Source organism: Streptomyces sp. NPDC000880 (assembly GCF_053599675.1).
In genome coordinates, this window is sequence record NZ_JBSFMS010000002.1 from 56264 (window position 1) to 69340 (window position 13077).

Here is a 13077-nt window from a genome sequence, read left to right on the forward strand (position 1 = left end):
GGTGTCGGGGGGTCATGCGGACCGGGTCATTCGTGCCGTAGCGCGTCGATGGGCCGCAGGCTCGCGGCCCGGTTCGCCGGGTAGCTGCCGAAGAACAGGCCGATGGCCACGGCAATCCCGAGGGCGCCGTAGACGGACGCCGGGATGATCACTGGTTTGATGCCGACGATGCTGAACCGGGAGCCCAGCACCCCGACGGCGACCCCCAGGCCGCCACCGATCAGCGACAGCAGTGTGGATTCGGTCAGGAACTGGCCGAGGATGACGCCCTTGGGGGCGCCGATCGCCTTGCGGATGCCGATCTCCCGGGTCCGCTCGGTCACGGTCACCAGCATGATGTTGGTGATGCCGATCCCGCCGACCAGCAGCGAGATGGCGGCTACCGCGCCGAGCAGGACAGTGAATGTGTCGTTGGTGGAAGCCTGGGTGGTCAGCAGGGTGGTTTGGCTGCTGACCCGGAAGTCCAGCGCGTTCGGGTTGGTGATGCCGTGCTTCCCCATCAGGACGGTGGTGATCTCGCTCTGTGCCGGGGTGGTCGCGTCGGCCGATACGGCTTGCACGAGGATCTGGTTGAGGGAGCCGAAACCGCTGAACGCGTTCTGCACGGTGGGCAGGGGTGCGATCACCACGTCGTCCGGGTCCTGGAATCCGCTGCCGCCCTTGGTGGCCAGTTCACCCACGACCGTGAACGGTGTGCCGCCGAGCACCATGATCTTGCCGACCGGGTCCACGGTGCCGAACACATTGGCGGCCGTGGTGGAGCCGATGACCGCGACCTTGCGGGAGTTGAGGACGTCGTCGTTACTGAAGTAGTCGCCCTTGGCAATTTTACTGTTGGACGCCTCGAAGTAGGCGGGGTAGGTGCCGACGACCTGGCCGATGGTGTACGAGGTGCCTTCGTAGACCGCGGTCTGGGAGGTGGTGACCTCGGGGGCGACGGACTTGATGCTCGGTGCCTGTTTGGGGTCGGCCAGGGCTTTGGCGTCGTCCACGGTGAGCGGCTTGATCGTGGTCGCGGTGCCTGAGCCGCCGGGACTGCTGCCGGAGGAAATCGTCAGCGAATTGGTGCCCAGCTTCTCAATGGAGTCCTTCACCGCCTGCGAGGAGCCGTTGCCGACCGCGAGCAGCAGGATGACCGCGGCGACACCGATGAGGACGCCGAGCATGGTCAGCGAGGAGCGCACCTTGTTGGCCGCCAGGCCCGCCACCGCGAACCGCAGAGTCTCGAAAGGATTCACTGGTGCGCACCCCAGGGCGCCGTACCCAGCAGCGCAGCCTGCTGCGCGGCCGGCCGGGCGGACTGCTGAGTGGTGTACTGGGCCTCGGCGAAGGCGTCCGGGTCCCGCAGCGCGGGCGGCGGGCCCTCCACCGGCGCCTGCCGTACGTCCCCGACGACCTGGCCGTCCACCAGCCGGATGACCCGCTTGGCGTGCCGGGCCACCTCGTCCTCGTGGGTGATCAGCACCACAGTGCGGCCCGTGGCGTTGAGCCGGTCGATGATGCCCAGCACCTCGTCGGTGCTGCGGCTGTCAAGGTTTCCGGTCGGCTCGTCGGCCAGCAGCATGGCCGGCGAGGTGACGAGGGCGCGTGCGACCGCGACGCGTTGCTGCTGGCCTCCCGAGAGCTGGTTGGGCCGGTGATCGAGCCGGTCGCCGAGCCCCACCACCGTGAGCGCGGCCACCGCCCGGCGGCGGCGCTCCGCCGCTTTCACTCCGGCGTAGGCCAGCGGCAGTTCGACCTGGGCGAGCGCGGTCGTGCGCGGCACCAGGTTGAACGACTGGAAGACGAAACCGATCTTGCGGTTGCGGACCAGCGACAACTGGCCCTCATCCAGCCCGCCCACATCGATACCGTCCAGCAGATACCGGCCGGAGGTCGGCACGTCCAGACAGCCCACAATGTTCATCAGGGTCGACTTGCCGGACCCGGAACTGCCCATGACGGCCACCAAGTCACCTTGCATCACTGTCAGATCGACCCCGGCCCGCTCGCCGGTGACCGGATCCACCGGTCCGGACAGCGCGTGCACTGCCCCTTCGCCCTCCCCGTAACTCTTCACCAGCGACCGCACCTCGATGACCGGTGCCGGACCCCACGGGCCCACCTCGGCCAACTCGGTCTCCGTCGTACGCCGTCGGGGCAGCAGCGGGCTCATCCCCGGCCTCCGCCGCCGCCACCGGCGCCGCCGCGACCGCCGCCACCGCCACCGCCACCGCCGCCGGGGAATCCGCCACCGGGGAATCCGTTGTTGCCCGTGGAAGCGACACTCTTGATCTGCACCTGCTGGCCCTCGGTCAGGCCGCTGGTGATCTCGTCGTCGGTGTCACCCTGAAGTCCCACGGTGACGCTGACGACCTGGGTGCTGCCGTCCTTGTTCACCACCGTGACGCTGCGGTTCGCGCCCGTACCGCTGACAGCGGCGGCCGAGACATGCAACGCGTTGGATGCCTCACCGGTGACCACTTGGACGTTCGCGCTCAGCCCGGTCCGCAAGTCGGCGGTCGAACCGTTGATGGCAAGGGTGGCCGCGTACTGCACGGCGGTGCTGCTCGATCCCCCCGACCCGCCGCTGCTGCTACTGCTGCTGCTGGTCGACAGCGAACTGACCGAGAGCACCTTGGCGTTGAGGACCTTCTCCGAGTCGGCGTTCAAGGTCACCGTGGCGGCCTGTCCCTCCTTCAGCTTCAGCGCGTCCGCCTCGGAGAAACTGGCCGTCACCTGCATACCGGTGGGGTTGGTGATGACGACGAAGCCACTTGGAGTCGACGTGGACGTCGACGTGGAGGACGAGGAAGACGAGGAAGACGAGGAACCGCTGCTGGAGCCCGAGCCGCTCGTACCGGAGACGGTCTCGCCGACCGCGCCCTCCACCGACGCCACCGTGCCGCTGACCGGGGCGGTCAGTACCGTGCCGTCCACCGCTTGCTGCGCCGTGTCCAACGCGTTCTGGGCCTGTGCCACCTGGGCCTCCGCCTGGGCGACCGCGGACGGATCGACCGTCGTGCTGGGGGAGGGATCGGACTGGGCGCCGGAACCGCTGACCGGCTGGCCGTCCTCGGCCTTGGCCAGATCGGCCTCGGCGGCGGTCAGGGCTGCCTTCTGCTCAGTGAGGCTCTGTTCGGCCGAGGTCGGATCGACCTTTGCCAGCACCTGCCCCTTGGCGACCTTGTCACCGGGTTGGACCTTCACCTCCGTCAGGGTGCCGCCGGTGGTGAAGTTGGCTCCGGCGTCACTGGGGGAGACAAGTGATCCCGAGCCGGAGACCGTTGCCAGGACGGTGCCCTTGGCGACCGTCACCGTACGCGAGCCCGTGGGGGCCGTGGCGGTGCTGTCGCTGTTGATCGCCGTATAGGCACCGGTGCCGGCTCCCACGAGCGCAACGCCGAGTACCAAGTTCACCATGACGGCCTTGCGCGGCCGTGGAAGCACTCTCATGGCAGAGAGACTGACCGCCCAGCTTGTCGAAACCCTGGCAGCTTTCTGTGAGCTTCCTGGGGGCCGCCGCCCGTTGCGGCCGCCCGTCTCCTGGTACGAAGTGGCTCCTTATGGTGCGAAATCGCCCAAGCGATGCCCGTGCGGTGGATCCGCGTTCCCAGCTAACTCCTTGGTTTCTCCCAGCCCGCTGCCAAACGGCTGGGGTTGAGTAACGCGGCGGTGGTACGCCACCAGCCCATTACCGCTCCCCAAGGAGACCGGCCATGTTCCGCACCACTCGCTGTGCCGCGATGTCCGCGGCGATCGTCGCCACCGGCGCTCTGCTTCTCAGCGGCTGTTCGTCATCTTCCGCCGGTACGTCGGCCGAGGCCGCGCCGTCGGCCTCCGCGTCCGGCGGTGCGCAACAGATGGATGCCTACCGGCAGTGCCTCTCGGAGCAGGGGGTCACACTCCCCAGCGGCCGGCCCAGCGGCCGGCCCAGCGGCGGCGCCGGTGGTGGCGGAGCCGGTGGCGGCGGCCGCGCCGGTGGTGGCGGCGGTGGCTTCGGCGGGGGCCAGTCGGCCGATCCGGAGTTCCAGAAGGCGCAAGAGGCGTGCGCGAGCCTGCGTCCGCAGGGTGGCGGTGGCGGCAACGCGGACGCGTCGGCCATCAGCGCGTTCACCAGCTGTATGAAGGACCACGGAGTCGTGCTGCCCTCCGCGTCACCCGGCTCCCAGGGCAATCCTGTGAGCGGCCTGAACACCGCCGACGCCAAGACCGCCGAGGCGTACACGTCCTGCCAGGCTCTCCTTCCCCAGCGCCCCTCGGGCCAACCCGCGGCGACCCCGAGCGCGTCGTCCTGACGCCGGCGTTCCTGGTATCCCGACATGCCCGCGCGCCAGGCGGCCCGGAGGGTCGACACCTCCAGCCGGAACCGGAACGTAATTTTCGCGGGCATCACGCTCGTACTCCTCGTGACGACGCTCGTGTTGGCGCACGGTGCCGACGGGTGGACCGGAGGCGCGGCCCGCGCCGCGGACTCCTCCGGGTCGCCCGGATCGTCGGCGTCGGCGTCACCGGCTTCACCGTCGTCGCCGGCGTCGCCGTCGCCGTCACCGTCGCCGAGCGCCAGCCAGGTGTCCGAGGACCGGAACAAGGCACTCACCGAACGGCTTCAGGAGCTGGACGCGGACGGGGCCTCGCTGTCCGTCGCCGTGCTCGACCTCTCGGACGGACGCACCGCCCAGTACAACGTGAAGTCGGGGCTGACCTACGACACCGCGAGCATCGTCAAGGTCGGCATACTGGCGACCCTGCTGCTGCAGGCCCAGGACGACGGGCGCGCACTCACCTCGCGGGAGAAGTCGTACGCCGTCCCCATGATCACCAACAGCGACAACGCCGCGGCGACCGCTCTGTGGCAGATCGTCGGCGGCTCGGACGGACTGAACGCCGCCAACAAGCGCCTGGGCACCAACGGCAATTGGGGACTCACCCAGACCACCGCCGCCGACCAGATAACGCTCCTGTCCCAGGTGTTCGGGAAGTCCTCCGTACTCACCGCCGACTCGCGGAACTACATAGGCGATCTGATGAGCCAGGTATCGGACGCACAAAGCTGGGGGGTCTCCGCGGCGGGTGACACCACAGGTCTCAAGAACGGCTGGCTGCAGCGCAGCGCGACGGGTCTGTGGGACATCACCAGCATCGGCGACGTGACCATCGGAGACGCCCCCTGCCTGCTCGCCGTGCTGTCGAAGGGCAACACCGGGATGGACACCGGAATCTCCGTCGTCGAGAAGGCGGCGAAAGCGACCGCGTCCGTGATGGAGCAGGAACCGTGAGACGGCGCCGGACCGGCCGAAGCCGGGGCGACTCCGGCCCGGACCGGCCGCGTTCAGGCCACGGCGTCTCCGGCCCCCGCCGCGGGGGCCGAGACGGCCGTACCCGGCACCGCGATCAGTGAGCGATGCGGGCCAGGAGCAGGTTCGGGTCGCTGTGGGTGAGATAGGCCGCGCTCGCCACGTACAGGGTCCTACCGCGCACCGCGAGAGAGGTCGGGTTGGACAGCCCGTCCTGCGCGGTGACCCCCCGTCCGGTGCGTGCCGTCGGGCTTCCCCAGAGCGATGGCGCCCGCGAAGCTCTGCGCCGCCAGGATCGTGTCGCCCTGCCCGACGAAGGTGAGGTCGTCGATGCTCGTCAGGCCCTCGGCCTCCGTTGTGACGACACGAACCGCCACGCTTCCCAGCGGCCCGGCAGACTGACTTTCACACAAGTAGGAGCCCAAACGACGAGATCCCGTTCAGACGGAGACCGTCTGAACGGGATCTCGTGAACAGTTCGCGTTTGTGGGGTGTTCACGAGTGGGGCTGACGTGCGGCGACAAGAGGCCCTGAAGATCGTTCCCCGCGCCCTCGAAGATCGCTCCCCGCCCGCTTCACGTGACGTTGGCGCCACGAGTGTGAGCGAACAGTGCTCGGTCTTCGGCTACATGCTCTGTTCGATCTCCTGCATGCGGGCGCGAGCATCGCTGAGAAGGGCCTTGAGCCGAGGTGTTGCGAGAGCGTCGAGGTTCGGATGTGTCATGCAACGGTCGTACGTCCTCTTCGCGGTGGCCAGAATCTCGGGAGTGGACCCATGTATGCCTACGCCGGGGCAGATTTCGGGATGCCTGTGTCGCACAGTGAGGATCTCGGCCGCGATGAGGAAGCTCTGGAACGCGAAGAAGATCGACCGACGTCGCCCGGTGATCGCGGTCTCCGCCTCGTTTTCCGGCATATCGAGCAGTCGATAATCAGGGTGGTGCGTGTGCCGTAGGGCGTCCAGGTAGAGGACGGTGTGGGCGAACTCGTGGACCAGGCATTCGATGACGTCCTGCGTGCTCCACTCTGGCAAGGGGTTTATGTAGACGAGCCCGACCCCGTCGAAGGAGGAACCGCTGCCCGGCTCCTGCGGGAGCGTCATGACGAATACCTGGTTGACCACGAGATCGAACAGCGGGGCGAGTTCCGGCTCGCTCCCGCACAGGACGCGGAATCCCTCCTCGACTCGGTCCATGGCCCGTTCCACCGCCGAAGAGTCCTCCGGCACCACCGCCATGTCCGGTGCGTCAGGACTGCGGAACCAGCCGCTCAACTCCGTCCGCCGTGATCCGTCGCGGACGAATTCGGCGCGCTCCACGGTCTTCGATGGAACCTTGGGCTGCTGGACGGCAAGGTACGCCTGGTAAGCGGCCTTGACTGCGGGAAGCGAGATGCTGCGGCGGTCGAGGTAGGGAGCGGAGAGTGTGACGACGTCCTGGAGACCTTCTTCGGGACCTCGGAGAAAAAACATTGTCCTCCTTCTCTCGTTCAGGAGCCCAGTGCGCCAGGACGAATAGCATCCAACTGCTTTCCCGTTGTTTCGAGTAGTTCCCGGAGTCGAGGGCTGGCAAGGTGATCGATGTTCGGGAGAGCGAGAACAGATTCGAGAGCCATAAGTGACTTTTCGCGCATATTCCGCGATGGCGGATGTATGCGAAACTCCATACGGTGACCGTGATGGGCTTCTCGCAACTGAAGCAGCTCACTCGCCACGAAGACACTGTGCACGGAGGCGAAGAGTGAGCGTTTCTCGTTCCTGATCGCAGAGTTCACGAGATTCTCTTCACGATCCAGTTCATCGTAGTGCGGGTAGTGGGTAAACCGGCGCTCGTCGAGCATGACGAGCGTGTGGGTGAGTTCGTGCACGTACGCCTCGACCAGGTCCTCAGTAGCCCAGGTCGCGAGCGGGTATACCCACATAACGCCGAGTGCGGCGCGTACGGTCATGCTGCCGGGGATGGGGCTGGCCGGAGTGGAGAAAATCGACTTCACAGCCATCTGGAAGAGCGCGGAGAGTGCAGTGTCACACTGGGCGAGCCGCTTCAGTCCCTCCTCGAAGAAGGCGACCTTCCCGTCATCCATCGATGACGCTCCCGCTACCGCGTATTCCTCTTTTTCCGCCGAGCTCCCGTGCAGGCCGAACAGGTCGGCCAGGAATCGCGCCTGGGATTCGTCACGCACCAGGAAGGTATCGGCGGTGGGGGTGCTGGGTACGTCCGGCTGAAGGTCGGCAAGGTAGCCGCGATAGGCCCGTGCGACGGTCCTCTCGGTGAGCGGTTCACCCTCCGGCAGGTGAGGCTGGGCAAGCACCATGAGCGTTTGAAGGTTGGTGGCAGCGCCTCCGAGGAAATACACGCCTGATCAGCTCCTCACTCGCCGCCCGGGACGGTCACCGGCCAACGGTTCTTCCGGATCAGCCGCTCCACTTCTTGCCGACAGCGATTCAGGATTTCCAGTGCATGCGGGGTGAGAAGATCCCGGGTCGCCGGAAGGCTGATGTCCCTGATGGCATCCATGGTTCCCTGCGCCATGGCCGGCGAGAGAGGGTGAAGTACGACAGAGTCCGGGTGCCCGAGGATTTCCTCGCGCGCGAGCAGAACGTCTGCAGCGACAATCACACTGTGGTACGCCTTGTCCAGGGGACGGACCGTCTTGCGGATTGCGGAAGTGACCCAGTTGTCTCGTTTGAGGAGTTCCGGGTAGGACGTGAAGAGTCCGAACCGACACTCATCCAGGAAGAGCAGAGTGTGATTCAGTTCATGTATCAGAAATTCCTGGAGATCGCGGTCGTCCCACGAGTCCCTCGGGTCGACCCAGAGGACACCGACTGCACCACTGGTGGTTCCTCCGCCGGCGATCTCACTGGGCGCTTGGAAGACCGCGTTCACGGCCAGCGGCCAGAATGCGGCGAATCCCTCGTCCCGCCGAGCGATCGAATCCGCGCATTTTCGGGTCCAAGCCAACGCCTTCTGCGCGTCTGCCTCTAACACCGCAGAGGATTCGTTCACGGTTCCGAACTGGTAGCGGGTGTCGGTCAGGGCCGAGTCCGCGCTGAAGATGCCCAGATACTCCAGGGTCCGATGCGTCTCCTGGATGTACGCAGGCTCGTCACCTGTTTCGGACGGGACGCTGGGCTGCACGGTGCGCAGGAAAGATCGGTACGCCTCCTTAAGGACAGGAAATGTCACCGTCTGCCCCTTGCTGATGAAAGGGAAGGCGAGTGTGGTGATTGTCCTCAGGTTTTCTTCAGCTCCGAACAGATGCAGCATGGATTCTCCTCACCTCAGCGTCCGCAGAAGGCTTTGGGGGTGCGATCGCGGGCTGCCACCGCAGGGTTTATTGATCGAATCACCCTGCGGCGGCAGCCCGCTTGGGCTCAGCCCTGGTCGGCGGCGAACATCTGCAGCCGGTACTTCTTGGCGTCACCGCTCGTCTCGCTCATGGCGGCGGAGGACGCCTGGGCCTGCGTGATGTCCTCGTCGGTGATCGTGGAAGCGATCTTCTGGAGGAGGTCGTCCATGGAATTCACTCCTTTCGGGACTGGGAGTTGGTGGGCGGCACTCTGTGTCCGGACATGTGTTGCCGCCCCAAGACTCTCCACGAAACAGGGACCGTTCAAAGCGTAATTACAGGGCGAGAGTCGGATGGGGCGTCGCGGTCATACTCGCTGGTCACGTGGGAGGCAGTACAAGCGGAGGATCGACTTTGGCTCGCTGCCCCGGCATTGTGCTGCGCGGAAAGGCGCAGGTGCATGTGTGCTTGACAGCGTCAGGGTGTGGGGTCGACAGCCAGCTCGTGGACCGCGTCCGGTTCGACGATCTTTCGGACTTTCCACATGCGTGATACACCGATCGACCAGATGACCGCATAGACGATGGCGAACAGCGCAAGGAGGCTGGTGGTGTCGGGCATACCGATGGCGACCGCGAGGGGAGCCACGGTCAGGGACGACACGCCCTGGAACGCGGAGGAGAGGCCGAAGACGAGCACCATGACCCGCCCGCGAATGTGGTCTGGAGTCGTCACCTGGAGACCGTTGACGGCGAGAATCGCACACCCGCCGACACCGATGTGGCCGATCAGGGCCGCGGCCATGCCCGGGCCGAGGCTTGTGGCGTGGGCCAGGGCAAGGTATCCGAGGCCGAAGAGCACCAGGGCGGCTCCGGCCACGTGCAGCCGTCGGCGCACCGACCCAGCGGTGAGCCGTCTACCGAGGAAGGGGCCGAGGACAGCGCCGAGCCCTTGTGCCAGATACAGGACTCCTACACCGGCGTCACCGACGTGAAAGCGGTCGAGGGCATAGGCCGGCAGCAGGCCGACCATGCCATAGCACAGACGCAGTCCTACGGTCAGCCAGAGCAAGGCGGCCACCACCGGGGTGGTCCGTACGAAGGTCCAGAGTTCGGCGGTGTCGGCCAGTACCCGGATACGGCCGGTCGTCATTGCCTTGGAGAACGGGCGCTTGATCCTCGCGATGAGCAGCGCGGAGACGGCGAAGGACACACCGTCGATGAGGAGAGTGGCCGAGGTGCCCCATACCGCGGTGACCACGCCTCCCAGTCCGGCTCCCACGAGCAGGCCCGCCGAGTAAAGGCTGCCGAGCAGGGTCTGGGCCAGCGGGAGTTCGCGAGAGGTGACGAGGTTCGGCAGGGCTGCCTCAGGGATCGGGCCCGCGACAGCGGCCGACACGGACAACACGGCCAGGCAGCCCAGGGCCAGCGGGACAGAGCCTGTGTGAAAGGCGGCCAGCAGCCCGACGACCGGCGCGATCGCACCCAGGTCGCATGCGATCCGCAGGCGTTGCCGGTCGAATCGGTCAGTGAGCGGGCCGATCAACGGCAGCAGCAGGACCCCCGGGAGGGAGTTGACGGCGAACAGCAGTGCCGTCCAGCCCGGCGAGCCCGTGCGTTGGTAGACGAAGCTGCTCAGGGCGACGAAGGTGAACCAGTCACCGGTCAGGCTGAGCGCGGAAGCGCAGAAGAGGCGTCGGAAGTCGGCATTGTCACGCAGTAGCGCGACCAGACTTCCGTGAGAGCGGCGGCGTGCGAATAACACCCGGTGACTCCAGCGGTGATGGCGTCCCGAACGATGACCGGGACGAACGACGGAGATGACGTCGTGTGTGCTCCAGGGCCTGAGGAGCGGCCGTGGAACATCCGCTGACTAGTCACAGAGGCGATGCATGGCAGGCATGTTACTACTGGCGCCTCCGCTTACGTCCGGAGGCTACGAGAAGTGCGCTTGGCCGACGATCTTGCCAGTCGTAGCCGGTGAGCACGAAGTCTGGTGGCACATCTGGCCCGCGTTTATCGGCCCAACTGCCAGACGTGGTTTGGCGTTTGGGTGTCTGGGACGTCTGGCGTTCCCTACGATGTCTGGCGTCGCGCCTGTGGCGCCGATAGGTCGGGAGGGCAGATGGGTTTCGCTGGCATGGACGAGGCTGCTGCGGCGCCTGGGTTGCGGACGGCCGTGGACTTCTACACCCGCAAGGCAGATCAGCTGCGGCAGCGCCGGCGCGACCTGGAGGTTGAAATGGCCTCTGTGCAAGCCGAGTTGGACAAGACGTGCACGACATGCGACCAGCTTGCCGGGGCACTTGACGAGATCCTCGCCCAGACCTCCCAGACCTCGGGCTCCGGCCAGGAACAGGACCCCGGCGAGGGGGAGACCGCGGAGAGCCCGGCTGGTGAGGATTGCGATCCCTCCGTCCCAGCCCCCGCTGCGGCCGAGTCCGAGTCGGCCGATGGGACAGCTGGTGGCCGGCAGGAACGCAGGCCCGGCAAACCCCGGGCTTCGGCTGCGAAGAAGACGGCGTCGAAAGCGAAATCCGGCGAGGTGATGCAGGCCATCGAACAGCTGCTGGCGACGTCCGGGGAACCGATGCACGTCACGAAGATCACCGAGGCTCTTGGTCGTCCAACGGACGGAAAAGCGGGGACGGCTGCGGTGGAGACGATCCGTGCGACGTGCAAGCGGCTGGTCGGGCACGGGCGGGTCGCCGAGGTGGAGACAGCCGTGTTCGAGATCGCCCGGAGCGCTGCGGGCGGGGTGGCGGATGAGCCTAGGCCCGCTGGCGGCGCCGGGCTGAAGGGAGCCGCCTGACGACTCCGGCATCAAGAGCTGTCCCCTCCTCCCGTTTGCAGGGAGGAGGGGACGGGTTCCGTTGAGCTTGGACCCTCTTCGGAACCTTCGACGTGGACCCATTGGTAGTGGCTCACGCGCTCTCCCGAGGTTAGAGCAACCGTGCTCGCCTCGGGGGGTGCGTGGCCTATTTCGTCGTTCCCGGCAGTTGCTGTTATTCGGGGACGGGAAGGCCGGTTTCAGTGGTCGGGATGCGTTCCGCCTCGGGGCGGATACAGCGGCACGGCAAGGAAGTTCTCCAGGCGGGCGACGGTGGCGACGTCGGGCCAGCAGCGACCGGCGAGCAGGTCGGCGATGGCCTGCCGGTTGACCCCGGCACCGGCGGCGGTCCGCCGCAGACTCCGCTTCTGGTCCTTGAGGGCGTTCGCGAGGGCGCGGGCGATGACCTGGACGACGGCGGCGCCGGGGTCGGTCAGCTCTGCGTGGGGCCAGGTTTCCGGATCGCGGGCAAGCTCGCGCGGCGGTGTTCTCCGGGCCATGCCTCCGACCATGCTGATGCACTCCTTTACGTGAAGATCGGCTTCAATCCCTTCACTGGCTGCTTGACCAGCCGGTGGGATTGGTCCGTGACGCTGAACTCGCAGGTCTCCGCCCGTATCCGCCGCTACCGCCCCCGCCTGCCGCCGGAGCGGTGGGGGCCGGTCGCGGACCAGGTGAGGGCCACCGTCACGGCGGCGGCCCCGGCCACCTGCTACGAGGCGGGGCATCTGCTGCATGTGGTGGGCCGACTCGCCGTGTGGGCCGACAGCACCGGTCTGCCGCGCGATCCGGGGCTGTGGATGCGGACCGAGACCATCGACGCGTTCATCCTCCGTGGGCTCAGGGGCAGGCCGGGCAGCACGGCGCAGACCTTCCGGACCTGGCTGCGCCGCACCCGGGAGGCGCTGGTGTGGGTGCAGCGCGGGGAGGCCCCACCAATCCGGATCGCAGCGGATCGCCGACCCCAACCACCGTACGAACTGGGCGAGTTGAACCGGTTGCGGAGCTGGGTGGAGCTGCTGCCGGGCCGGGCCCGGCTGGACGGGCTGGCGCTGATGGCGCTCACCGCGGGCTGCGGCCTGGCCCCGGGCGAAGTGCCCGCCGTACGGGGCAGCGATCTGCGCGTCACCGCCCAGGGCATGGTTGTTCTCGACGTGCCCTGGCTGGGGCGGCTGGTGGCCTGTCGCTCCGGGTGGGAGCAGACGCTGGCCGAACTCGCCCAGGTCGCCGGGGACGGCTACCTGTTCCGGCCCGGCCGCAAGGTCGAGGCTGCGAAGAACCTGGTGAGTTCCTGGCCCGCCCGCCACCGGCCGCACCTGGGCCTGCCCCCGCTGGCGGCCCGGCGGCTGCGGACCACGTGGATCGTGGACCTGCTGCGGCAGCGGATCGATCCGGCCTTGGTCGCGGATGCCGCGGGCATGCGCTCGGCTGCGGGCCTGGCTCCCTACTTCCACTGGGTACCTCCGCTCGGCCCCGAGCAGGCCGCCGCGCTGCTGCGCGGACCCCGGCCGTGATGCGCCGCCCGCAGGCACCCGACGATCCGGAGATCCGGATCCGGTGGCTGCGGCCCAAGCCGCCGCTGAGCGGGGCGGCGAAGATCCCCGACTCCAAGGTCGGCCAGCTGCTGACCCTCCTGGACCGCTCCGGCATCCCCGAGGAACTGGAAGAACTCCTCAAGAAC

General features: G+C 67.3%; 14 protein-coding genes. 4 read left to right on the forward strand and 10 right to left on the reverse strand.

What is annotated here, in order from left to right; genetic code table 11:
- Nucleotides 1-26 precede the first annotated feature (26 nt).
- Genes ACWDO5_RS01215 through ACWDO5_RS01225 form a run of 3 tightly spaced genes read right to left on the reverse strand, consistent with a single transcriptional unit; the run spans nucleotide 27 to nucleotide 3435 of the window.
- The gene (locus ACWDO5_RS01215) at nucleotides 27-1238 is read right to left on the reverse strand and encodes an ABC transporter permease (protein ID WP_450527338.1); all 1212 of its coding nucleotides are present in this window, start codon (nucleotides 1236-1238) and stop codon (nucleotides 27-29) included.
- Entirely contained in the window at nucleotides 1235-2155 is a 921-nt protein-coding gene (locus tag ACWDO5_RS01220) for an ABC transporter ATP-binding protein (protein ID WP_450527339.1), read from the reverse strand. Before ACWDO5_RS01220 ends, ACWDO5_RS01215 begins: the two co-directional genes overlap by 4 nt.
- The gene (locus ACWDO5_RS01225) at nucleotides 2152-3435 is read right to left on the reverse strand and encodes an efflux RND transporter periplasmic adaptor subunit (protein WP_450527341.1); all 1284 of its coding nucleotides are present in this window, start codon (nucleotides 3433-3435) and stop codon (nucleotides 2152-2154) included. Before ACWDO5_RS01225 ends, ACWDO5_RS01220 begins: the two co-directional genes overlap by 4 nt.
- A 263-nt stretch (nucleotides 3436-3698) precedes the next feature.
- On the opposite strand from ACWDO5_RS01225, the gene ACWDO5_RS01230 reads away from it, so the two are divergent.
- Complete coding sequence (locus ACWDO5_RS01230) at nucleotides 3699-4277, forward strand: hypothetical protein (protein WP_450527342.1); 579 nt, start codon at nucleotides 3699-3701, stop codon at nucleotides 4275-4277.
- Nucleotides 4278-4301: 24 nt separating this feature from the next.
- A complete protein-coding gene (locus ACWDO5_RS01235; protein WP_450527344.1) occupies nucleotides 4302-5258 on the forward strand; it encodes a serine hydrolase in 957 nt (318 codons plus the stop codon).
- Between the two features lie 191 nt (nucleotides 5259-5449).
- Here the strand turns inward: ACWDO5_RS01235 and ACWDO5_RS01240 are convergent, their stop codons facing one another.
- From ACWDO5_RS01240 to ACWDO5_RS01265, 6 genes are all read right to left on the reverse strand, one after another.
- A complete protein-coding gene (locus ACWDO5_RS01240) occupies nucleotides 5450-5653 on the reverse strand; it encodes a hypothetical protein (protein ID WP_450527345.1) in 204 nt (67 codons plus the stop codon).
- Between the two features lie 248 nt (nucleotides 5654-5901).
- The gene (locus tag ACWDO5_RS01245) at nucleotides 5902-6747 is read right to left on the reverse strand and encodes a hypothetical protein (RefSeq protein WP_450527346.1); all 846 of its coding nucleotides are present in this window, start codon (nucleotides 6745-6747) and stop codon (nucleotides 5902-5904) included.
- A gap of 17 nt (nucleotides 6748-6764) precedes the next feature.
- Nucleotides 6765-7631 (reverse strand): aKG-HExxH-type peptide beta-hydroxylase, encoded by an 867-nt coding sequence (locus tag ACWDO5_RS01250; protein ID WP_450527348.1) that lies wholly within the window; start codon nucleotides 7629-7631, stop codon nucleotides 6765-6767.
- A 14-nt stretch (nucleotides 7632-7645) separates the two neighbouring features.
- Complete coding sequence (locus ACWDO5_RS01255; protein ID WP_450527350.1) at nucleotides 7646-8545, reverse strand: aKG-HExxH-type peptide beta-hydroxylase; 900 nt, start codon at nucleotides 8543-8545, stop codon at nucleotides 7646-7648.
- A gap of 107 nt (nucleotides 8546-8652) precedes the next feature.
- Complete coding sequence (locus tag ACWDO5_RS01260) at nucleotides 8653-8796, reverse strand: hypothetical protein (protein ID WP_450527352.1); 144 nt, start codon at nucleotides 8794-8796, stop codon at nucleotides 8653-8655.
- Between the two features lie 248 nt (nucleotides 8797-9044).
- Entirely contained in the window at nucleotides 9045-10331 is a 1287-nt protein-coding gene (locus ACWDO5_RS01265) for an MFS transporter (protein ID WP_450527354.1), read from the reverse strand.
- Nucleotides 10332-10745: 414 nt separating this feature from the next.
- On the opposite strand from ACWDO5_RS01265, the gene ACWDO5_RS01270 reads away from it, so the two are divergent.
- Nucleotides 10746-11378: a hypothetical protein gene (locus ACWDO5_RS01270; protein ID WP_450527355.1), complete on the forward strand. Its 633-nt coding sequence runs from the start codon at nucleotides 10746-10748 to the stop codon at nucleotides 11376-11378.
- Between the two features lie 218 nt (nucleotides 11379-11596).
- Here the strand turns inward: ACWDO5_RS01270 and ACWDO5_RS01275 are convergent, their stop codons facing one another.
- Nucleotides 11597-11896 (reverse strand): helix-turn-helix domain-containing protein, encoded by a 300-nt coding sequence (locus ACWDO5_RS01275; RefSeq protein ID WP_450527356.1) that lies wholly within the window; start codon nucleotides 11894-11896, stop codon nucleotides 11597-11599.
- 87 nt (nucleotides 11897-11983) lie between these two features.
- Between ACWDO5_RS01275 and ACWDO5_RS01280 the strand changes: the two genes are divergently transcribed.
- Entirely contained in the window at nucleotides 11984-12910 is a 927-nt protein-coding gene (locus tag ACWDO5_RS01280) for a hypothetical protein (protein ID WP_450527358.1), read from the forward strand.
- Nucleotides 12911-13077: the final 167 nt, after the last annotated feature.